Origin of the sequence: Bradyrhizobium sp. CCBAU 51765 (genome assembly GCF_015291725.1) — a bacterium.
In the GTDB taxonomy this organism is placed as follows: domain Bacteria; phylum Pseudomonadota; class Alphaproteobacteria; order Rhizobiales; family Xanthobacteraceae; genus Bradyrhizobium; species Bradyrhizobium liaoningense.
In genome coordinates, this window is the sequence record NZ_CP030038.1 from 5,491,115 (window position 1) to 5,513,259 (window position 22,145).

The 22,145-nt window shown below is 63.3% G+C and carries 20 protein-coding genes and 1 pseudogene; 8 read left to right on the plus strand and 13 right to left on the minus strand.

Going from position 1 to position 22,145, the window contains the following annotated elements; genetic code table 11:
- Positions 1–5 precede the first annotated feature (5 nt).
- The 6 genes and pseudogenes from ytfQ to XH96_RS26200 form a co-directional block, all read right to left on the minus strand.
- Entirely contained in the window at positions 6–971 is a 966-nt protein-coding gene (gene ytfQ / locus XH96_RS26175; RefSeq protein ID WP_194388300.1) for a galactofuranose ABC transporter, galactofuranose-binding protein YtfQ, read from the minus strand.
- A 474-nt stretch (positions 972–1,445) separates the two neighbouring features.
- Positions 1,446–2,618 (minus strand): fumarylacetoacetate hydrolase family protein, encoded by a 1,173-nt coding sequence (locus XH96_RS26180; RefSeq protein ID WP_194388301.1) that lies wholly within the window; start codon positions 2,616–2,618, stop codon positions 1,446–1,448.
- Between the two features lie 111 nt (positions 2,619–2,729).
- Positions 2,730–3,707: a HEAT repeat domain-containing protein gene (locus XH96_RS26185; RefSeq protein ID WP_194388302.1), complete on the minus strand. Its 978-nt coding sequence runs from the start codon at positions 3,705–3,707 to the stop codon at positions 2,730–2,732.
- Between the two features lie 2 nt (positions 3,708–3,709).
- The gene (locus tag XH96_RS26190) at positions 3,710–3,943 is read right to left on the minus strand and encodes a ferredoxin family protein (RefSeq protein WP_007593252.1); all 234 of its coding nucleotides are present in this window, start codon (positions 3,941–3,943) and stop codon (positions 3,710–3,712) included.
- Between the two features lie 28 nt (positions 3,944–3,971).
- A complete protein-coding gene (locus tag XH96_RS26195; RefSeq protein WP_194388303.1) occupies positions 3,972–5,714 on the minus strand; it encodes a fumarate reductase/succinate dehydrogenase flavoprotein subunit in 1,743 nt (580 codons plus the stop codon).
- 102 nt (positions 5,715–5,816) lie between these two features.
- Positions 5,817–6,588 (minus strand): annotated as a pseudogene (locus tag XH96_RS26200) (ferredoxin--NADP reductase).
- Positions 6,589–6,783: 195 nt separating this feature from the next.
- Here XH96_RS26200 and XH96_RS26205 point away from each other — a divergent pair.
- The 5 genes from XH96_RS26205 (at position 6,784) to XH96_RS26225 (ending at position 11,463) form a co-directional block, all read left to right on the plus strand.
- Entirely contained in the window at positions 6,784–7,086 is a 303-nt protein-coding gene (locus XH96_RS26205; RefSeq protein ID WP_194388304.1) for a gamma-butyrobetaine hydroxylase-like domain-containing protein, read from the plus strand.
- Between the two features lie 226 nt (positions 7,087–7,312).
- Positions 7,313–8,086 (plus strand): Crp/Fnr family transcriptional regulator, encoded by a 774-nt coding sequence (locus XH96_RS26210; RefSeq protein WP_194388305.1) that lies wholly within the window; start codon positions 7,313–7,315, stop codon positions 8,084–8,086.
- A 181-nt stretch (positions 8,087–8,267) separates the two neighbouring features.
- Positions 8,268–9,689: an ABC transporter substrate-binding protein gene (locus tag XH96_RS26215; protein ID WP_194388306.1), complete on the plus strand. Its 1,422-nt coding sequence runs from the start codon at positions 8,268–8,270 to the stop codon at positions 9,687–9,689.
- Positions 9,686–10,594, plus strand: coding sequence for an ABC transporter permease (locus XH96_RS26220; RefSeq protein ID WP_194388307.1), 909 nt, complete (start codon positions 9,686–9,688; stop codon positions 10,592–10,594). The genes XH96_RS26215 and XH96_RS26220 overlap by 4 nt, the downstream gene beginning before the upstream one ends.
- Positions 10,591–11,463, plus strand: coding sequence for an ABC transporter ATP-binding protein (locus tag XH96_RS26225; protein WP_194388308.1), 873 nt, complete (start codon positions 10,591–10,593; stop codon positions 11,461–11,463). The genes XH96_RS26220 and XH96_RS26225 overlap by 4 nt, the downstream gene beginning before the upstream one ends.
- Positions 11,464–11,603: 140 nt before the next feature.
- Here the strand turns inward: XH96_RS26225 and XH96_RS26230 are convergent, their stop codons facing one another.
- The 7 genes from XH96_RS26230 to XH96_RS26260 form a co-directional block, all read right to left on the minus strand.
- Positions 11,604–12,662: a YeiH family protein gene (locus XH96_RS26230; RefSeq protein ID WP_194388309.1), complete on the minus strand. Its 1,059-nt coding sequence runs from the start codon at positions 12,660–12,662 to the stop codon at positions 11,604–11,606.
- A gap of 110 nt (positions 12,663–12,772) precedes the next feature.
- Positions 12,773–12,991 (minus strand): hypothetical protein, encoded by a 219-nt coding sequence (locus XH96_RS26235; protein ID WP_194388310.1) that lies wholly within the window; start codon positions 12,989–12,991, stop codon positions 12,773–12,775.
- Between the two features lie 166 nt (positions 12,992–13,157).
- Positions 13,158–13,871, minus strand: coding sequence for an ABC transporter ATP-binding protein (locus tag XH96_RS26240; RefSeq protein ID WP_194388311.1), 714 nt, complete (start codon positions 13,869–13,871; stop codon positions 13,158–13,160).
- Positions 13,868–14,623: an ABC transporter ATP-binding protein gene (locus XH96_RS26245; RefSeq protein ID WP_194388312.1), complete on the minus strand. Its 756-nt coding sequence runs from the start codon at positions 14,621–14,623 to the stop codon at positions 13,868–13,870. Before XH96_RS26245 ends, XH96_RS26240 begins: the two co-directional genes overlap by 4 nt.
- 2 nt (positions 14,624–14,625) lie before the next feature.
- Positions 14,626–15,645 carry a branched-chain amino acid ABC transporter permease gene (locus XH96_RS26250; RefSeq protein WP_194388313.1) on the minus strand — a complete coding sequence of 340 codons (1,020 nt, stop codon included), beginning with the start codon at positions 15,643–15,645 and terminating at the stop codon, positions 14,626–14,628.
- A complete protein-coding gene (locus XH96_RS26255) occupies positions 15,642–16,544 on the minus strand; it encodes a branched-chain amino acid ABC transporter permease (RefSeq protein ID WP_194388314.1) in 903 nt (300 codons plus the stop codon). Before XH96_RS26255 ends, XH96_RS26250 begins: the two co-directional genes overlap by 4 nt.
- An 87-nt stretch (positions 16,545–16,631) precedes the next feature.
- Positions 16,632–17,891 (minus strand): ABC transporter substrate-binding protein, encoded by a 1,260-nt coding sequence (locus tag XH96_RS26260; RefSeq protein WP_194388315.1) that lies wholly within the window; start codon positions 17,889–17,891, stop codon positions 16,632–16,634.
- Positions 17,892–18,065: 174 nt separating this feature from the next.
- On the opposite strand from XH96_RS26260, the gene XH96_RS26265 reads away from it, so the two are divergent.
- From XH96_RS26265 to XH96_RS26275, 3 genes are read left to right on the plus strand one after another with little or no spacing between them, the layout of a single operon-like run.
- Positions 18,066–19,559 carry an AMP-binding protein gene (locus XH96_RS26265; protein ID WP_194388316.1) on the plus strand — a complete coding sequence of 498 codons (1,494 nt, stop codon included), beginning with the start codon at positions 18,066–18,068 and terminating at the stop codon, positions 19,557–19,559.
- Positions 19,556–20,197, plus strand: coding sequence for a TetR/AcrR family transcriptional regulator (locus tag XH96_RS26270; RefSeq protein WP_194388317.1), 642 nt, complete (start codon positions 19,556–19,558; stop codon positions 20,195–20,197). The genes XH96_RS26265 and XH96_RS26270 overlap by 4 nt, the downstream gene beginning before the upstream one ends.
- The gene (locus tag XH96_RS26275; protein ID WP_194388318.1) at positions 20,194–22,104 is read left to right on the plus strand and encodes an NAD(P)/FAD-dependent oxidoreductase; all 1,911 of its coding nucleotides are present in this window, start codon (positions 20,194–20,196) and stop codon (positions 22,102–22,104) included. The genes XH96_RS26270 and XH96_RS26275 overlap by 4 nt, the downstream gene beginning before the upstream one ends.
- Positions 22,105–22,145 lie beyond the last annotated feature (41 nt).

Here is a 22,145-nt window from a genome sequence, read left to right on the forward strand (position 1 = left end):
CCGCCTCAGTAACCGAGGCCCTTCTTGCTGTCGTAGATCTTCTGCGGATCGTCCGCCGCGGTATAGAGCTTGGACTCGGTCTGGATCCATTTCGGCGGAACCGTGCCCTTCTCCTTGAACGCCGCGATGGCATCGAGCGCGGGGCCGGCCATGTTCGGCGTCAGCTCGACCGTGGCATTCGCCTCGCCCGCGGCCATCGCCTTGAAGATGTCGGGCACGGCGTCGATCGAGACCGTGAGAATCTCCTTGCCGGGCTTGAGGCCGGCTTCCTTCATGGCCTGGATCGCGCCGACCATCATGTCGTCGTTGTGGGCGTAGACCGCGCAGATCGACTTGCCGCCGCCTTCGGCCTTGATGAAGCTCTCCATCACCTCCTTGCCTTTGGCGCGGGTGAAGTCACCGGTCTGGCTGCGCACCACCTTCAGGTTCGCATACTTGGCGATCGCGGTGTCAAAGCCCTTCTTGCGGTTGGCTGCGACGCTGGCGCCGACCGTGCCCTGCAATTCGACGATGTTGCAGGCCTTCGTCCCCACCGTCTTGGCGAGCCAGTCGCCGGCAACGGCGCCTTCATGCACGCTGTCCGAAGTAACAGCAGTGAGATAGAGGTCCTTGCCTGAGGGGTCGATGTCGCGGTCGAGTAGCACGACCGGGATCTTGGCTTCCTTAGCTTCCTTCAGCACCGAATCCCAGCCGGTCGAGACGACGGGCGCGAGGAAGATCGCATCAACGTTCTGCGCGATGAAGGAGCGGATCGCCTTGATCTGGTTCTCCTGCTTCTGCTGCGCGTCGGCGATCTTGAGATTGACCTTCCGCTTGGCGGCTTCCTGCTTGGAGACCGAGGTCTCGGCCGCGCGCCAGCCGGATTCCGATCCGATCTGCGAGAAACCGATGGTGAGCTGGTCGGCATTGGCGGGCGCCACGAGCAGCAAGGCGGCCATGGCGCTGGCCGCGACGAGGGCTTTAGGGGTCATCAGGCGTGTCTCCCAAGATGTTTATCTGTGGCGCCGAATGGTAGCATGGCACCCGCAGACCGGCCTTTCAGGCGCGACGAGAGCACTATTTCATGGAAGACCGGTTCCAACTAGTCATATTATTTGACTATTCGCGGGAAAACGAGCACCGGCAGGATGGACGGTCCTACGACACGCCCAGGGCGATTTTGTTCCAGCGCTGCAACGGGGAGATGAAAAGAAATTATGAGGCGGCCAGGATGAGGGTGTCCGCGACGACGGTGACCGACAGCCTCGCAATCTCCTCCGCGTCATTGCGAGCGCAGCGAAGCAATCCAGAATCTGTCCGCGGAGGGACTCTGGATTGCTTCGCTGTCGCAATGACGTGGGAAGAGCTCTGCGTCTATCGACCAGATCGACTCGTGGAGAGTCCTCTCACCCGCCACGCTTCGCGTGTCGGCCTCTCCTCGCATGCAAGCGGGAGAGGCGCAGAAACTAGATCAGCTTCCGTTGCGCCAGGTTCTTCATCAGCGCGCCGATGCCAAACGTCCACGGCTCGCACTCGTCGCTGGTGCGCATGCGGTTGACGAGCTTGCCGAGCTGGGGCGCGGAGATCGTGACGATGTCGTCGCGCTTGTGGGTGAACCCCTGCCCCGGCGCATCGCGATCCTTGACCGGTGCGAACATCGTTCCGAGGAACAGCACGAAGCCATCAGGGTATTGATGGATCTTGCCGATGGTCTGCGCGACCAGATCGTTCGGATCGCGGCTGATCTTGCTGATCGAGGAATGGCCGTCGAGAACGAAGCCGTCCGTGCCCTTGACATTCAAGCTGATGTCCAGCTTGCGCGCGTCGTCGAGTGAGAACGTATCGTCGAACAGGCGCAGCAGCGGGCCGATTGCGCAGGACGCGTTGTTGTCCTTGGCCTTCGACAGCAGCAGCGCCGAACGGCCCTCGAAGTCGCGCAGGTTGACGTCGTTACCGAGCGCCCCGCCGACGATCTTGCCGCGGCTGGAGACGAACAGCACGAGTTCCGGCTCGGGATTGTTCCAGGTCGATTTCGGATGCAGGCCGGCGTCCATGCCGGTGCCGACCGACGACAACGTCGGCGCCTTGGTGAAGACTTCGGCGTCGGGGCCGATGCCGACCTCGAGATACTGGCTCCAGGCGTTCTGATCGATCAGCACCTGCTTCAGGTGCATCGCCTGGTCCGAGCCCGGCTTGAGCTTGGACAGATCGTCGCCGATCAGCCGCGTGACTTCCTTGCGGATCGCCTCGGCCGAAGCCGGATTCCCCTTGGCCCGCTCCTCGATGACGCGTTCGAGCATCGAGATGGCGAAGGTGACGCCGGCGGCTTTCAGCGTCTGGAGGTCGACCGGCGCGAGCAGCCACGGTTTCTTGAGGTCACGCCCGTCGGGTGCCGTGTTGGCAACAATTGCTTCGAGATCGCCGATACGCTCGCCCTTGGTCGTGGCCAGCGCCTGAGCGGGATTGTCTTCTTCGCAGAGCGCGCTGATGGTCGGGAATCTCGCGGTGACATCGAACACGCCGTCGCCGCGCACGGCGACCACGGCCGGACCATTGACCTGCGGCAGCCAGACGCGGCCGGCCAATGTTCCCCGCGTGCCGTCCGCGGGAAGAAGATCCTTCACAGTCAATGTCGTCATGGCCGGCGTCCTCGCTGTTTCTAAGGACCGGCCGCACTTGAAGACGGCCGATCGCATTGGCGAAGACCAATAAACGTCTGGCGGGGGAAGTCCAGAGTGGCAACGAGGCCGCTATGCCCCTGCCGGCGCCTTGCGGGCCGCGATCTGCTGCAGCGCCCAGCGTGCGTTCTTGCGGACATCGGGATCGGGATCGTCGGCGATCACCGCCAGGAACGCCTCGCCGTCCGGATGGGCGATCTCGCCCAGCGCGGCGGCCGCCTCCTTGCGCAAGTTCGCCTGGTCATGGTTGATGCACTTGCCAATCGGGCGCACCGCGCGCTCGACCTTCATCTTGCCGAGGCTGCGAATGGCCTTGAGCCGCACCTGCCAGAATTCGTCGGCGAGCGAGCCGACGAGCTGGTCGGCCGCGAGCGAACCGTTGGCGTTGAGACCCAGCGTTTCCGCAGCCATCTCGCGGACCATCCAATCCGAGTCCTTCAGCGCGCGCGTGATCGTCTCTGCCGCGGGCTTCATCTGCGAGAAAGCCAACGCGCTGACCGCGGCGCGGCGGACATGGGCGTCGGGATCGTTGATCAGCGCGGTCAGCGCTGGGATCGATTCTTCCAGCTTGAGGAAGCCGATCACGCCGATCGCCTGCACGCGCACGGCGGCATCGGCGTCCTGGAGTGCTTCCAGCGCCGGCTTGAGCGTGTCCTTGCAACGCAATTCCTTCAGCGCACGCAGCGCGCCCATGCGAACGAAGGCGTGCGCGTGCTTGACCAGCGGCAGGATGATCCCGGCGCAGGCCGGATCCTTGAACTCGGCCATGCTGTCGGCCGCCGCGGCTGCGACGATTCTCTCGGGATCGACCAGCAGCTTCACCAGCGCGCTCGCCGCCTCCGGCCCGTCGAACTCGCCGAGCGCCATCGCGACCTGCTGACGCACGCCGCTGTCGGGATCGGCAACCATCTTGGCGAGATGCCCGACCGCGGCGGGATCGCCGGAATGGCCGAGCGCGATGATGGCGACGCGACGCTCGGCGGGATCGGCCGCCTGCAGCCGCTCGTCAGCGTCTTCGAGGTCGTCATAGGACTCGAACGGACTCGACATGATCACCTCAACAAATAAGGAATGTTGACGGTGACGGCACCGGTCGGGCAATCGGCTTCGCAGGGCATGCAATACCAACACTCGTCATAGGCCATGTAGGCCTTGTTGGTCATGTCGCTGATGCGCAGGACGTCGAGCGGGCACACGTCGACGCAGACTGTACAACCCTTGTCGGCGATGCATTTGGCGTCATCGACGACGACCGGAACCGATGTCTGATAGGATGCGAGAGGCATTTGATGTCTCCTGTTGTGTTCTGGTGCGTCAGGCCGAGGCGCGGATGCGCTGCTTGTCGTAGAGATCCTTCTCGTCGTCGGCGATCGGCACGACATAGGGCTCGACGGCGCGCTTCTCACTGGTCATCTTGCCGTCACGCTTGCTCAGCAACGTGTGGCAGAACCAGTTCTCGTTGTCCTTCTCCGGAAAATCCGTGCGCCAGTGATAGAGACCCCAGCGGCTCTCCTCACGATAGAGCGAGGCGTGCGCGGCCATGTCGGCGCAGTCCATGATCGACTGGACTTCGAGGGCGCGGAGCAGCTCATGCGCGTTGCGCGCGATCATGCGCTCCTGCATGTCCTCGCGCGCCTCGGCCAGGCGCCGCATGCCGAGCTCGTATTTTCGCGTGACCTTCGGCGGCTGCAGATAGTCGTTGACGAGGCGCCGGGTCTTGTACTCGATCTGGTTGGGCGGAATGCCGTCCTCGCGCTTCGTCGGCGCCATCACGCGGTCGCGCTCCATCACGACGTCGGCCGCGTCGAACTCCGCGAAGTCGTGGCTGTCGGCGAACTCCATGGCGTCGATGCCGGCGACCGAGCCGTTGGTGAAGGCGCCCAGCATGTAATTGTGCGGCACGCTCGCCATATCGCCGGCGGCATAGAGGCCGGGCACGGTGGTGCGGGCATTGTCGTCGACGAACACGCCGGAGGCGCTGTGGCCGGAGCAGAAGCCGATCTCCGAGATGTGCATCTCGATCGATTCGCTGCGGTAGTCGACGCCCCGCCCCTGCTGGAACAGGCCCCGTGTCGGACGCTCGACCTTGTGCAGCGTCGACTCGATCTCGGAGATGGTGTCGGGGTGAAGATGCTTGAGCTGGAGGAACACCGGGCCCTTGCCGGACAGCAGCTCGTTGTAGAACTCGAGCATCATCTGGCCGGACCAATAGTCGCATTCGATGAAGCGCGAGCCTTCGTTGTTCGCCGTATAAGCGCCGAACGGACCGGCGACATAGGCGCAGGCCGGGCCATTGTAGTCCTTGATCAGCGGGTTGATCTGGAAGCATTCGAGATTCGCTAGCGCGGCGCCGGCATGATAGGCCATGGCGTAGCCGTCGCCGGAATTGGCCGCGTTCTCGTAGGTGCCGAACATGTAGCCGGAGGTCGGCAGGCCCAGGCGGCCGGCAGCGCCCATGCAGAGGATCACGGCCTTGGCCTTGATGACGAGCATCTCGGCAGTGCGGGTGTTGACGCTGACGGCGCCTGCGATGCGGCCATCGGCAGACTTCAGGAGCCGCGTCGCCATGTAGCGGTTGGAGATCAGGATGCGGGCGCGGCGGAGCTGGCGGTACAGCGCCCTCTTCACGGTCTCGCCGTTCGGCATCGGCAGCACGTAGGTCCCGATGTGGTGCACCTTCTTGACGGCATAGTCGCCGTTCTCGTTCTTCAGGAAGCGGATGCCGAAGCTGTCGAGCTCCTCGATGATCTTGTAGCAGTTTTGAGCGTATTTATAGACCGCCTTCTGGTCGACGATGCCGTCGTTGGCGATGGTGATTTCCTTGGTATATTGTTCCGGGGTCGCGTAACCGGGGATGACGGCGTTGTTCAGCCCGTCCATGCCCATCGAGATCGCCCCGGAGCGCTTGACATTGGCTTTTTCGAGCAGAACGACGTTGGCCTTCGGGTTCTTCAGCTTCGCCTTCAGCGCCGCCATCGGGCCGGCCGTGCCGCCGCCGATCACCAGCACATCGCAGGAAACCTCCGAAAGTCCGTCGACGATCTGATCTAGTGCCATCACTTGCTCCTGGTTCGCCGATGGTCGGCGCCTTTGCGTCAGATTTGTTCAGGCGGCGTCCGGGCGATAGCAATTAGTTGTCGCCGGGATGCGATTTGCGCCTCAGCGCTCGACGAAGGCCTTTTCGATGACGAAATGACCGGGCTCGCTATGGTTGCCCTCGACGAAGCCGCGCGCGGAGAACATGGCTTGCAGCTCCTCCAGCATCGCTGGGCTGCCACACAGCATGATGCGGTCGGTCTCGATATCCAGGCCGGATTGCTCGATATCGTCAAAAAGCTGGTTCGAGGCGATCAGGTCGGTGACGCGGCCGCGGTTCCGGAACGGCTCGCGGGTGACGGTCGGGTAGTACACCAGCTTGTCGCGGATCAGCGGGCCGAAGAATTCGTGGTTGCGCAGGCCCTCGACGACGTGCTCGCCATAGGCGAGCTCGGAGACCTGGCGGCAGCCATGGGCAAGCACGATAGTCTCGTAGTTCTCGTAGACGTCTGGGTCCTTGATCAGGCTGGCGAACGGCGCCAGGCCCGTTCCGGTCGATAGCAGCAGCAGACGCTTTCCCGGAATGAGATTGCCGGTGATCAGCGTCCCCGTCGCCTTGCGGCCGACCAGGATGATGTCACCTTCCCTGATCTTCTAAGGGCGAGGTCAGCGGACCGTCCTGCACCTTGATCGAGAAGAATTCGAGCGCCTCCTCGTGGTTGGCGCTGGCCATGCTGTAGGCCCGCATCAACGGCTTGCCCTCGACCTCCAGACCGATCATCGCGAACTGGCCGTTCTGGAAACGAAAGCCGGGATCGCGCGTTGCGGTGAAGCTGAACAGGGACTCGGTCCAGTGCCTGACCGACAGAACCGTTTCCTTCTGAAATGCGCTCATACTCTCTCCTTCGCGATCGATGGCGCAGAAGATTTCGGAGAGGGGCGAGTCCGGCAATGTGGAAGTGAAATTCCTGGTCGATTAGTTTCACATTTCGCGAGCGCTCATGGAAGAAAGCACGCGATCACGCGACGCCGGCAATTAGTTGCTGTTCGTACATGCCGCGACCACCTAGAGAGAAGTCGGAGGTCCGTCATGACAACGACATTGGTCGCACCGACCGTCGCCGACTACGAAGCCAGCGCCGATCTCGCCGCGCTGCTGGTCCGCACGACACAGGACGACGCGCTCAGCGTTTCTGCCGAAACACTCCGCCTCTCCTGCAAATGCGCCCACTGCACCCGTGCCCGCTTCGACGGCCGCTTCCCCGATAGGTTTCCCGGCATCGCCATCACCGAGATCGGCGATCTCGGCTACGGGCTGAACATCTCCTTTTCGGACGGACATAACCGCGGGATTTACCCGAAGCCGTATTTGCTGAGCTTGGCGGGACGGTAGCCAACGCTGCCTTGAGGATGGTTCGACAGTGACCACAAACTCCACTGTCATTCCCCGCGAAAGCGGGGAATCCAGTACGCCGCGGCCCCTCCGTATCCCTTTGACGCCTCTGGAATACTGGATCGCCCGCCTTCGCTGGCGATGACACCGGTGTAAGCGGCCTCACCCCCATCTGGCACGGACATTGCTCCTCTTTAGAACGATTTGAACGTTCCGGAGGCAGACGATGTTGCAGGCCGCCAATGTGGTTCGCGGGCCCATTCCCCCGGCAGTCCGGCCTGCCGGCAGCTCCTCGCTGCTGCTCACCGAAAACCAGCGATGGATCGGCGGGCCGCCGCCGCTGATGGACAAGCTCTCTCCACGCGAGCGGGAGCTGGTGCTCAAGCAGGGCCGCCGCAAGGTGCTCAACCGCGGCCAGACGCTGTTCAGCCAGGGCGGCAAGCATGACGGCATCTGGCTGATCGAGAGCGGCCGCATCCGGGTGTTCTACACCTCACCGCTCGGGCGCGAGATTACGCTCGCTTATTGGCATGTCGGCAATTTCGTCGGCGGGCCAGAAGTGTTCGAGGGCACTGTGCATCAATGGTCCGGCGTCGCGTCCAGCAATTGCAGCGTAGTGCACTTGCCCGGAAAGGAGTTGCGATCGCTTGCCGCAGAGATCCCGAACCTTGCGATCGGTCTCATTGAAGGCCTCACTTTCAAGGGGAAGTGCTATTCGGCCCTGGCGCAGATGCTGGGAACACGCTCGATCACGCAGCGGCTTGCGCACCTGTTGCTACACCTCGTCGAGCTCTATGGCGTCGACGACGCCGACGGAACTGTGATCGCCGCAGCCTTCACCCACGCCGACATCGCCCACATGGTTGGCGCCACAAGGCAATGGGTCACGATCAGCCTGAAGCGCATGCAGGAGAAGGGAATCGTGGTGACCAAGCGGTCGCAGATCGTGATCTGCCGGGCCGACGTGCTGGAGGAGATGCGCGGTCACGCAGCTGACTAGACAAATTTGCGGCCAAGGCGAATGCACAGGCAAGCGGCTTTATAGTGCAGGACTGCCCAAGGAGTATGCAATCAGCTTTTCCCGGCAACTAATCGACTGCGACAGCCACTCCGGATTTGCCCTGTCCACGCCCTCACCCAATCATGGCAACCACAGCACATCCAACCGAATGAGGATGAGAATGGTCCGCCATCTTCCCACGCTCTCGATCGCGATGTCGGTGACGTCGCTGGCGCTACTCGTCACGCAACCGGCCTCGGCGGAAACCGTCACGCTTGGCATCGGAACGCAGGACACCACGACCAACACGGTGACCGCCGGCGTCGTCATCCGCCAGTTGCGTCTCCTTGAAAAATACCTGCCGAAAGACGGAAAATACGCCAACATCAAGTTCGAGCTGGAGTGGCAGAATTTCACCTCCGGTCCACCCGTCACCAACGCGATGATGGCGAACAAGCTGCAGATCGGCATGATGGGCGACTATCCGCTGATCGTGAACGGCTTCACCTTCGAGAGCAATCCGGAGAGCAAGAGCCGGCTGATCGGCATCGCCGCCTATAGCCTGTCCGGCTCCGGAAATGGCCTCGTCGTCCACAAGGACTCGCCCTACTACGAACTCGCCGATCTGAAGGGCAAGCTCGTCAGCGTCCCCTTTGGCTCCGCCGCGCACGGCATGGTTCTGAAGGCGATGCAGGATCGCGGCTACGCATCCGACTTCTTCCAGCTCGTCAGCCAGAGCCCGGAGGTCGGCTCGACCAATCTCCAGGAGAAGAAGATCGACGCGCACGCCGACTTCGTCCCCTTCGCCGAGCTGCTGCCCTTCCGCGGCTTCGCGCGAAAGATCTTTGACGGTGTGGAGACGAACCTGCCGACCTTCCATGGCATCGTCGTCCGTACCGACTTCGCCGAAAAATATCCCGAGGTCGTCGTCGCCTACTTCAAGGCGCTGATAGCCGCCAACCAGTGGCTGCGCGACGATCCGAAGCTCGCCGCAGAAAAGATCCAGCAATGGACCGGCATCAACAAGGAAGTCGTCTACATCTTCCTCGGCCCCGGCGGCAACATGACCACCGATCCCACGATCAAGCCGGCGCTGATCGATGCCGCGACCGCCGACGTCAAGGTGCTGCAGAACCTCGGTCGCATGAAGGAATTCGATCCGAAGAAGTGGGTCGACGACAGCTACATCCGCAAGGCCTATGCCGAGATGAAGCTCGACTATGACGCGCAGCTTGCGAGCACCAGGAATTACGAGGTCTCCGGTGAAGATGCCTTCTGCAAGAAGCCGATCGCCGATCCGCGCAAGGCCGGCGAGGTCTGGGTCGACGAAGCCGGCATCATGCCCTTCTCGTCAGCCAGTTGCACACTCGGCGCCTATGCCGACTACAAGGCCAAGGGCAAGAAGATCAACGTCGCCTACGTCTTCGATACCACCCGGGGTATCAAGCTGTTCGCCGACCAGGCCTTCTTCGCCGTCGGCAATGGCGATGTCGCTCCGTTCCTGCTGAAGAAGGACGCCGAGGCATACGCGGCCAAGATCAGCGGCAAGGTGCTCGGCTTCGATGACGCGGTGAAAGCGGCGGTCGGCGGGGGCAAGACGTGAGCAGTCCCGCCCTCGTCAGACATCCCGAGGATAGCATGCCGGCAACAGCCATTGCAGAGGCGGGCCCCGCGCCCGCCGCCACGCCGCCCGCAACCCCCGCGTCGTTCGGTACGCTCACGCTGCGCTGGTACCGGCTCAACCAGGGCCGGCTGCGCGCCACCGCGATCGGCATCGCCTCGCTGATCGCCTTCCTCCTGGTCTGGCATCTGCTCACGACCTATCGCGTCGTGTTTTTCGTGCGCTTCACCAACGTGCCCTCGCCGCTCGCGGTCTATGCGAGCTTCACCACGGCGATCCACGACCCCAAATTCCTGATGCATATCCTGCTGAGCTGCCGGCGCATCTTCATCGGCTTCTCACTCGCAGCCATCGTCGGCGTGCCGCTCGGCCTGATCATGGGGCGATTCAAGCTGGCGCATGAGGTGATCTTCCCGGTCGCCGAAGTGCTGCGGCCGATCCCGGCGATCGCCTGGGTGCCGATGGCCATCATGCTGTGGCCGACCAACGAGCAGAGCATCGTATTCATCACCTTCCTCGGCTCGTTCTTCCCGATCCTGGTCAACACGCTGCACGGCATGTCGCTGGTCGATCCCGTTCTGGTTCGCGCCGCGCAATGTCTCGGTGCGCGCGAGCGATCGATCTTCCGCGAGGTATATTTTCCGGCCTCGCTGCCGCACATTTTCACCGGCCTTACCGTCGGCATGGGCGTCGCATGGGTGTCGCTGATCGCCGCCGAGATGATCTCCGGTCAGTACGGTATCGGCTACTTCACCTGGGAGGCGTATTCGCTGGTCCAGTATGCCGACATCGCGCTCGGCATGATCGCAATCGGCGTGCTTGGTCTCGGATCGAGCCTGCTTATCAGGGGCATGGGACAGTTGGTGATGCCGTGGAGGTCGACATGAGCGAGGTGCTTGCGAACACGTCGAAGGGCCACATCGAGGTCAGGAACTTCTCCCTCGCCTACGAGACGATCGAGGGACCCGTTCAGGCCGTCACCGATACGCAGATCCATGTCAAGCCCGGCGAGTTCGTCTCGATCGTCGGCCCCTCCGGCTGCGGAAAGTCGACGCTGCTCAACGCGGTCGCAGGCTTCCTCAAGCCGACAACGGGCATCGTCACCGTCGATGGCGACCGCGTCAACGGCCCCAGCGCCGAACGCGGCATGGTGTTCCAGCAATATTCGCTGTTCCCCTGGAAGACGGTGCGGGAGAACGTCGAGTTCGGCCTGAAGATGCGCGGCATGCCACGCTCGCAGCGCGAACGCGCCGCGCGCACGCTGCTGGGGCTCGCGGGGCTCGAGGCGTTCGAGAAGCACTATCCGGAAAAGCTGTCCGGCGGCATGAAGCAGCGCGTCGGCATCGTCCGCGCGCTCGCTACGGGACCGAAGGTCCTGCTGCTGGATGAGCCCTTCGGCGCGCTCGACGCGCAGACCCGCGTCATCATGCAGCAGATCCTCACCAACATGTGGCAGCGGCTGAAGATCTCGGTGCTGTTCGTCACGCACGATATCGACGAGGCGATCTTCCTCTCCGACCGCGTCTACTGCATGACCGCGCGGCCCGGCTCGATCAAGGCGGAGATCCCGATCCCGCTAGAGCGGCCGCGGCAGCAAGCGATGATGATGTCGTCGGAGTTCCTGGCGCTGCGCCGCGGGCTGATGTCGCTGATCCGCGAGGAGAGCCTGAAGGCGATGGGCGGCGAGATCAACGACATGGGGATGCAGGGTCTGAACATCGAGCTGCATGGCCATTCACTCGCGGATGTGATCTGATCTAGCTGCCCCACTCACGGCGATGGCAGTTTCGTAGGGTGGGCAAAGCGAAGCGTGCCCACCTCTTTATCGCGATTGCCGAGAGAAGGTGGGCACGGCGCATTCGCGCCTTTGCCCACCGTAGGGCTGTCTTGCTCCAATCATTTGAACCAATGCACCAGCGCGAGGCTGATGCCGAGCAGCAGCAGCAGCGAGAGCGTGACGGCTGCCGTCACCCTGCCTCCGACATTGGCGAGCACGCGGACGTCGACGCCTAGGCCGAGTGCGGCCATCGACACCACGGTGAGAAAACCGGTGATCTTCGTCACAGGACCGACCACCGTCGCCGGCACGATCTCCAGCGAGCGTAGGGTCGCGAGCGCGAGAAAACCGAGGATGAACCACGGAACCAGGCGGAAAAAGCCGACATTGGTCTTCTTGGCATCGTTCTGCCAGCGCGAGGCAATGAGGGAAAGGCCGACAACGACGGGCCCGAGCATCAGGACGCGCATCAGCTTGACGAGCGTGCCGATCTGCGTCGAGACGAGTCCGGCCGGCACCGTGGCGGCCAACACCTGCGGCACCGCGTAGACGGTGAGACCCGCGAGAATTCCGTATTGCGTGGCCGACAATTGCAGCAGCGGGATCAGGAGCGGCAGGCCAAGCACCATCATCACGCCGAGGATGGCGGTGAAGGAGATCGAAGATGCGATCTCCTCGTTGTTGGCGCCGATGATCGGCGCCACGGCAGCAATCGCCGAATTGCCGCAAATCGAGTTGCCGCAGGCGATCAGGATCGACAGGCGCGTCGACAGACCCAACAGACGGCTGAGGCCGAAGGAGACACATAGCGCGATCACGACGACGGCCGCGATCGAGACGAGGAGCGCGATGCCCGAGGCGGCGATCGCGGCGAAGCTGATCGAGGCTCCCAGCAGCATGACCGCAACCTCGAGCAGCTGTTTTGCGCTGAAGGCGATCCCGGTCTGCCACCGGGACGCCGGCTTCCAGAAGCTGCGGAGCGCCATGCCGAGCAGGATCGCCATGACGAGCGCTTCGACATAGGGATGCTCGAACATACCCAGCTCGGCGCGCTCCAGCAGGGCGGAGACGCCGGCGATCAGAACGCAAAGGAGAATGCCGGGAATCAGCGCCGCAATGCGGCTCGCGGCTGTGGCCGGCTTGGCGTCGGCCGGACTGGATGCTTGATTCTGCGACACAAATTTCTCCCTGAGGAGAAGGATTTATACGCAGCGCAGCCCGGGAGGGAAATAAGTTTTCGACATATCAGGCCAGAGGGGAGTTCTATCCTCAGCCCGGACGACCAGCCTCAGAAGATCAGGCTCTTGGCGAGGGAAGCGACGCGGCTGAAGCCGTCATAGACGCCGGGCTCGAAGAAGGCGGCGCGGGCAAGCACGATACCCGCAACCAGCGACCAGAACAGCCCGGTGCCGGCACGCAGCAAAAGCTTCGACGTACGCGACCGCGGCTGGGTGTCCGTCGCGGACACCAATTGCTCGCCGAAGGGTTCAAATCCGGTACGTTCCATGACTCTGGCCAATCCATCAAATTCTGATGGGAATGTCGTCGTTTCGGCCCCAAACGGCAATGGAAGCGATTGGCGTTTTTGTCCTCTCGAGGGAAAACTCCTTCCGTTCGACAACCTCTGGACAATAGTTTTCTTCTTCTGGCCTATTTGTGCACCGGCACCCGACTTACAGGGCCAGATAGCGGCGGCGGATCGCCTCGTTGGCCTTCAACTCGTCAATTCCGGCGGCATAGACGATCTGGCCCTTGTCGATGACGGTGGCGTGGCTCGCCAGCCCCAGGCAGAAATGCATGTTCTGCTCGGCGATCAGCACGGTCGATCCGAGCGAGCGGAGCTGCCGCAGGAGCTCGCCGATCCGCTGCACGATGATCGGCGCGAGGCCCTCGCTCGGCTCGTCCAGCAGCAGCAGCGCTGGATTGCCCATCAGCGTCCGCGCGATCGCCAGCATCTGCTGCTCGCCGCCGGAGAGGCGCCCGGCAGTGCGGTGACGCAGCGGTTCCAGGAGCGGAAAGATGTCGTAGATGCGCTTGATCGGCCATTCGTCCTGGCCGTCCGGTCCCTTCTTTTTCCCGATGACGAGATTGTCTTCGACCGTGTGCTCCGGAAAGATCTGGCGGTCCTCCGGCACGAAGCCGAGGCCGGCGCGTGCGATGGTGTGCGGCTTAAGACCGGATATCACCGTTCCGCGCAGGCTCACCCTGCCCCGTCGCGGCGGCGCCAGCCCCATGATCGCCTTCATCGTCGTCGACTTGCCGGCGCCGTTACGGCCGAGCAGCGCCATCGTCTCGCCCTGCCGCACCGACAGGCCGACGCCGAACAGGATCTGGCTGGTGCCGTAATAGACATCGAGATCGGCGACTTCGATGACGGCGGTGCTCATGCGGCGGCTCCCGCATGCTCGGTGCCGAGATAGGCATCGATCACGGCGCTGTTGTTGCGGATCTCGTCGGGTGTGCCAGCGGCGAGGATGCGGCCGTAGCACAGCACGACGATCTTGGGCGCGATCTTGAACACGATGTCCATGTCGTGTTCGATGAAGACGACCGTAATCTTCTGGGTCTCCCAGAGCTCGCGTACCTTGTCGATCATGCGCCAGCGCTCCTCCGGTCCCATCCCGGCGGTCGGCTCGTCCAGCAGCAGCACCTTCGGCTTGAGCACGAGCGCCAGGGCGATGTCGAGCAGCTTCTGATCACCGTGCGACAGCGTCGCGGCCGTGCGGTGGCGTTTGCTCGCCAACCCCAAGAGCTCCATCACGTGCTCGGCGCGGTCGCGCGTCTCAGGCAGCGGGAAGCGCTTGTGCAGCACCGCGGAGGAGCGTTGATCGGCGCTGACGGCGGCGAGCATCGTCTCCTGCACGGTGAGCGACTTGAAGATACTGGCAACCTGGAAGGCGCGACCGATACCGTGCCGCACGATCTCCGGCGGCGAGCGGCCGGCGAGATCGATGCCGTCAAGCAGAACCTGCCCCGAATCCGGGCTCAAGGCGCCGGTGATCAGGTTGAAGAAGGTGCTCTTGCCGGCGCCGTTCGGGCCGATCACGGCCGTGAGCGAGCCATCGGGGAAGTCGAGCGAGACGTCGTTGGTCGCCTTCACGCCGCCGAAGGATTTTGCGAGGTTGCGGATCTCGAGCATCGTTAGCGCCCCTTGCCTGCATCGTGCCGGTGCGAAAACCATTCGGCGACGAAATCCAGCAGGCCCTTACGCAAACCGAGCGCAAAAAACAGGATGACGACCCCAAGCACGATGCCGTGGTATTCGGTGAACCGCGTGACAGTATCGTTGAGCAGCAGGAGCAGTACGGTGCCGACCATCGGACCAAGAAAGGTGGAGACGCCGCCGAGCATGTTGATGAAGATGCCCTCCCCCGAGATCGTCCAATAGGCGAACTCCGGATAGGCGCCCGAGACGAACAGCGCCATCACCATGCCACCCATCGACGCGAACAGCGCGGCCAGCACGAACACCGTGAGCTTGGCGCGCCAGACGTCGATGCCGAGAAAGCTCGCGCGCGCGGCGTTGTCGCGAATCATGCGCAAGGTGTAGCCGAACGGCGACTGCGCGATCTGGCGCATCGCGAGCAGGCCGAGGATGAGCAGCGCGCAGCTCGTGACATACAGATGGACATGATTGGACAGATCGATGCCGAGAAAGACGGGCCGGGGGATGCCACCGCGCAGGCCCTGATCGCCGCCGGTGAACGAGGCCCAGGACAGGATGGTCGAGTGGATCAGCATCTGGAAGGCGAGCGTGACGAAGGCGAAATAGATCTCCTTCAGCCGCACGCAGATCGCGCCGATGATTGTCGCGAAGACCGCCGTGATGGCCAATGTCGCGACGAAAGCCACCGGAATCGGCACGCCGAGCTTCTGCATGATCAGGCCGAAGCTGTAGGCACCAAGGCCGAAGAACATGCCGTGCCCGAACGAGGTCAGGCCGGTGTAGCCCACCAGGAGGTTCAGCGAAGTCGCGAACAGACCATAGGCTGAGCAGCGGATGACGAAATCGAGCAGCGCCTTGCTGCCGGTGAACAATGGCAGGCTCGCCAGCACGGCGAAAGCGATCAGCGCGATCAGCACGTCGCGATAGCGTTGCAGCACGGCACCGCTGCGCACCGGCACCAGGGTTTGCGCGCGTCCGGCCTCCAGCTCGGTCATGCCGCCTCCTTGCCGAACAGGCCGGTGGGCTTTGAGACCAGCACGATCACCATGAACAGATACATCAGGCCTTCCGTGAACAGGGGAAAACCGAGCGACCCGAAGGAACGGATCAGGCCGAGCAGCAGCGCGCCGATCAGCGCGCCCAGGATCGAGCCCATGCCGCCGATCACGGTAACGATGAAAGACTCGATCAACACCGAGAAGCCCATGCCGGGAGTCAGCGAACGCACCGGCGCGGCGAGCGCCCCGGCAAGCCCCGCCAGCATGCCGCCGAGTGCGAACACGCCGCCATAGATCAGGCCGGTGTTGATGCCGAGCGCCGAGACCATGCCGGGGTTATGTGCCGCTGCGCGGATCACCTTGCCGATGCGGCTGCGCGACAGGCCGATGCCGAGCACGATGGCGGCGAGAAGCGCGACGCCGATCAGCAGCAGGTAGTAAGGCGGCACCACGCCGCCCGCGATGAACAGCGGCATCACCTGGAAAGCCGCCGGCATGCCCATCGCCTTGAATTCGGGCCCCCAGATGATGCGCACGACGTCGTCGAAGATCAGCACGAAGGCGTAGCAGACGAGGAGCTGCATCAAGACGTCGGCGCCATAGACGCGGCTCATGAAGACACGCTCGAAGATCAGGCCGAGAACCGCGGTGCCGGCCGCGCCCGCGAGCATCGCCAGCGCAAAACTGTCGGTGAGCTGATACGCCGTCATCGCGAAATAGGCGCCGAACATGTAGAAGGCGCCGTGGCTGAAATTGACCACCTTGAGCACGCCGAAGATCAGCGTAAGCCCGACGGCGACCAGGAACAGCAGCATGCCTATGATGAGGCCGCTGGTGGTTTGCGTCACCAGGCACGCGGAACTGGAGAGACAGCCGGCAAGCGCATCGATATCCACGGGAGCACTTTCATTGCGACGCGCCTGACACGGCGCGGAAAGCGAAACGACGGCGGAGACGGTCGCCCGTCCCCGCCCCTTGTGCGATCAGGTATAGCCCTTGCTCTTCTTCCACTCGGCTTCCAGCTCGAAGATGGTCTTCCAGTCCCCGGCCTTGACTTCGGGCACGTACGGCTCCTGTGGGATCGTCGTGCCCCAGCCGATGGCGTAGCCGACGAGGGTGTGATCGTCGCCGCGCATGGTCACCGTGCCATCGGCGCCGAACGGGCACTTGATCGTGAGGCCCTTCAGCACCTCTGCGATCTTCTTGCCGTCGGCCGAGTTCGCCTTCTTCGCAGCTTCCGCCATCAGCATGATTGCAGTGGCATTCTCCCACGACCAGTTGGTCGGATATTCATTGAACTTTGCCTTGTAGGCATCGCCCCAGGCAGCATTCTCCGGCGTGGTCGGGAAGGTCTTGATGTAACGGTTGCCGGAGTGGATGCCCTTGGGCAGGTTCTTCACCACGGTGAGCGCAGTGTAGTCAGCCATATTGACCGCGAACACTTCCATCTGGCCGAACATCGCGTAGATGTTGGCCTGGTCGATATAGGAGGTGAGATCGCCGCCCCACAGGCAGGAATAGAGCGCCTGGGGTTTGGCTTGCAGGATCTTCGTCACCACCTCGGTGTAGTCAGCCTGGAACAGCTTCGGCCAGGACTCGCTGATGATCTCGACCTCGGGCGCGAAGCGCTTCAGGTACAGCGTGAACTCCGCCGTGGTGTCGCGGCCATAGGCATAATCCGGCGAGCAGGTCGCCCATTTCTTCAAGCCCTTCGCCTTGGCGATCGCCGCGGCATAGCTGCCGCCGACGATGGAGTCGTGCACGCCCTGCCGCGCGGTACGGAACGCGTTGGGAATGTGCTGCTTGGGATCGGCGGTCAGGGCCGAGGTCTCCGAATTGGTGTGAATGCAGAAGACGCCGAGATCGCGCGCGACCTCGTGCACCGCGAAGGCGCCGGAGGAGGCTTCGGCATCGATCATGAGCTCGCAGCCGTCGGTGTTGACGAGCTCGCGCGCGACGCGGGCGGCTTCCTGCGGCTGGCCCTTGGAGTCGCGGATCACCATCTCGATCTGCCGGCCGGCAAGGCCGCCGGCGGCGTTGACCTTCTCGACCTCGAGCATCACCGCATTGCGCGACGACGTGCCGAGCTGCGCGACGCGGCCCGACAAAATCGTCGGCATTCCGATCTTGATGGTCTTGGCTTGCGCACGCGCCACCCAGGGCGCGGCAACACTCATCGCACCGGCGCCCATCAGCGCCAGTGTTGAACGGCGGCTGATGCCCGGCGTGCGGGTCCTCGTCATTTTCCCCTCCCTCTTTCGGGTCGGCGTTTCCTGATCCCTGTCGGAGATCGTCTCGTCTCCGTGTCTCGAAGGATTTCAGAGGTAGGGGGGTGACGTCAAGCCAAAGATGAATTACGAGTCAGAATTCATCAAGGAAGGAAACGAGGCCCGGGAATCGGCCCGAAACCAGCGAAAATGATCAATCTGTCGAGCTTCATCGCCTTTCATGCCCGACGCACGCCGGCGCGGCCCGCGCTGAAATATCGCGGCGAGGAGATTTCCTACGCGGTCCTTGATGCACGCGTCGGCAAGGTCGCCGGTTGGCTCGCCACGCAGGGCATCGGCCCCGGCGATGTCGTGGCCGTCTTGATGAAGAATAGCGCGGCGTTCCTGGAACTGGTGTTTGCCACCAGTCATCTCGGCGCAGTCTTCTTGCCGATCAACTTCCGCCTCTCGCGCGATGAAGTCGGCTACATCGTCGGCAATGCCGGCGCGCGCCTGCTGATCGTCGATGAAGAGCTGGCAGCGAATGCCGCCGGCGCGAAGAGTGTCGTGCTCGATGAAGCCGCGCAGCACAGCGTCATGCGTCTCGCGAGCAGCGCTGCACCCGCGCCGATGCATCCGCGCCAGCCATCGGACCTGATGCGGCTGATGTACACCTCGGGCACGACCGACCACCCCAAGGGCGTGATGCTCTCTTACGACAATTTCTACTGGAAGTCCGCCGACCAGGCGATTGCGCTCGGCCTCGGTGCCGAGACGCGGCTTCTCGTCGTCGGTCCGCTCTATCACGTCGGCGCGCTCGACCTGCCGGGCATCGCCGTGCTCTGGCATGGCGGCTTCATCCGCATCGAACGCAATTTCGAACCGGAGACCGCGCTTGCGGCGATCGCCGAGGACAGGCTCAACGCCGCCTGGTTCGCGCCGGTCATGACCACGGCGATGCTCACCTGTCCCACCCGCGATCGCTACGACGTCTCCAGCCTGACATGGGCGATCGGCGGCGGCGAGAAGACGCCGGAAGCGCGCATCCGCGCCTTCTCCGAATACTTCCGCAACGCGCGGTATATCGACGCCTATGGCCTCACCGAGACCGTCGGCGGCGACACCTTCATGGAAGCCGGCCGCGAGATCGAGAAGATCGGCTCCACCGGCCGCGCCATTGCCCATGTCGAGATCGAAATCCGCGACGAGGACGGCAGGGTCCTGCCGCCGAACGTCAACGGCGAGATCTGCCTGCGGGGGCCCAAGATCACGCGCGGCTATTGGAAGGATCCGGAGAAGACGGCCTCGGCCTTCTTCGGCGACTGGTTCCGCAGCGGCGACGTCGGCTATCTCGACGACGAGGGCTATCTGTACCTGACCGACCGCAAGAAGGACATGATCATCTCCGGCGGCGAGAACATCGCCTCCTCCGAGGTCGAGCGCGTCATCTACGATCTGCCCGAGGTGCGCGAGGTCGCCGTGATCGGCCTGCGCGATGCGCGCTGGGGCGAGCGGCCGGTCGCCATCGTCGTGCTGGCTGACGGCGCCAGCCTCGACCTCCCTGCCCTCACCGAACATTGCCGTGCGCGGCTGGCGAGCTTCAAGGTGCCGAAACAGCTCGTCGTCCGCGACAGCCTGCCGCGCAATCCAAGTGGAAAGATCCTCAAGCGCGTGCTGCGCGCCGAGCTGGAGACGTCTGAATGACGCAAGTGAACGCCAAGGTGACGAAGCTCAACCGAATCGAGCGCAACGCCTGGACCAAGCAGAAAATCTTCGAGGCCGCCACCAAGGTCGTGGGCAGATACGGCTATGCCGAAGCCTCGGTCGCCCGCATCACCGAACAGGCCGGCGTCGCGCAGGGCACCTTCTACAATCATTTCGAGAACCGCCAGGAATTGCTCGACCAGCTCCTGCCCAAGATCGGCCTCGACATGGTCGAATTCATCCGCGCTCGCACCGGCACGGCGGATGCGGCACGGCAGGAGATCACGCGGTTCTCCGCCTTCTTCGACTTCATCCGCGAGGTGCCGGAATTTCTGCGCATTCTCAACGAGGCCGAGTTCTTCGCACCGATCGGATACCAGAAGCATCTCGACAACATTTCGGTCGCCTATGTCCGCATCCTGCGCCGGGCTCGTCTCGCAGGCGCGATCGAGGATTACAGCGACGAGGAATTCGAGGCGATCGTCCACATGCTGATGGGTGCGCGCGGCTATCTCAGCCGCCGCTATTCCTATTCGGAAGGCGGCGTCACCACGGTTCCCGATCACGTCATCTCCGCCTATCGCAAGCTGATGACGCGCGGCCTCTTCACTGCCTTCGGAGATCAGGACACGCCATGAACATCGAATCTCCGCACAAGCCGCTCGACCTCGCCTCGGCTATCGCCGAGGGCGATATCCGTTGCCTGCTGATGGTGCTGGTGCACATGACCGGCGACGAGAAATGGCTCGAACCGCCCTACCTGCCCAAGCGGGATATCCGCCTCATCCCCGATCCCGAGGCCGGGGTGCCGCGCGACATCCAGGACGAGATCCGCGCCGCTGTGGTCAAGCTCTTCGCCGACGGCACACCGAAGCCCGTGATCACCGACCCCGGCGAGGAATTGCTGCTGAGGATGATGCGCGCCTGCCTCGGCGAGAACGTCGCGCCGGAATATGCGCCCCTGATGCGCGAAGAGATGGGCTTTGTGGCGCGCGAGGCACGCTGGACGACGCGCCCTTCCGACGAGAAGCTTGCGGGCCAGCACGTGCTGATCGTCGGCGCCGGCGTCTGTGCCATCGCGCTCGGCGTGGCGCTCGGCCATCTCGGCATCCCCTACACCATCGTCGAGAAGAACGAAGAACTCGGCGGCACCTGGTGGATCAACCGCTATCCCGGCTGCGGCGTCGATACGCCGAACCACTCCTATTCGTATTCGTTCGGATCGCGCAATGCCTGGACGCGCTACTTCTGCCAGCGCGAGGAGCTGCTCGGCTATTTGCTGAAGGTCGCCGACGAATACGGCATCCGCAAGCACCTGCGCGTCAACACCGAGCTGACCTCGTCGCGCTGGGACGAAGGCAGGCGGCGCTGGATCTCCACGTTGAAAACGAAGAATGGCGAAGAGAGCTTCGAATCGACGGCGCTTGTCTCGGCCATCGGCCAGCTCAACGATCCCTCACGCGCCCGCTTCGCAGGCGAGGACAGCTTCAAGGGAACGATCCTGCATTCGGCATTGTGGTCCGATAACATCAGCGTCGAGGGCAAGCACGTCGCCGTGATCGGCACCGGTGCCACCGCGATGCAGCTCGTGCCCGCGATCGCCGGCCGCGCAGCCTCGGTCACGGTCTACCAGCGCAGCGCGCAATGGGCTCGCCCGGTGAAGGGCTATGCCGACCCGATCAGCGAGGGCGCGCGCTGGCTGCTGGCGCATCTGCCGTTCTATGTGCAGTGGTACCGCTTCAACATGTTCTGGCGCTACGGCGATGGCCTCCTGCCCTTCCTGCGCAAGGACCCGGCCTGGCCGCATCCCGAGCGCGCCGTCAACAAGGGCAACGACCGGCACCGCCAGGAGCTGACGGACTTCATCCTCTCAGAGCTGCAGGGACGCCCCGACCTGATCGAGAAATGCGTGCCGACCTATCCGCCCTATGGCAAGCGCATCCTGCTCGACAACAATTGGTTCAAGACTTTGAGGCGAGACAACGTCGAGCTCGTCACCGAGCCGATCGACCATTTTGACGAAAGCGGCATCGTCACCGCCGACGGCAGGCAGCGCCCGGCCGACATTATCGTTGTCGCCACCGGCTTCAAGGTGACGGAGATGGCTGCGCGCCTCAATATCAGCGGGCGCGGGGGCACGAATCTGCGTGAAGCCTGGACCAACGACAATCCGACCGCATTCCTCGGCCTCACCGTGCCGGGCTTTCCAAACTTCTTCTGCATGCTGGGTCCCAATTCAGGGCCGGCCCATGGCGGCAGCGTCATATTCCAGTCGGAATGCCAGAGCCGCTACATCTCGGCATGTCTCGTCGACATGATCGAACGGGACATTGCCGCGATCGATGTCCGCCAGGACGTGCTCGACGAGTACGTCCGCAAGGTCGATGCCGAGCACGAGGCGATGATCTGGACCCATCCAGGCATGAGCACCTACTACCGCAACAGCAGTGGCCGCGTGTTCTCGGCGATGCCGTGGCGTTTTGTCGATTATTGGCGCATGACGCATGACCCTGATTTGGGGCAGTACAAGCTGACGAAGGGGTAAAGCAATCTGTTGGCACACTGTGGCCGACGCTCAAGTTGCGC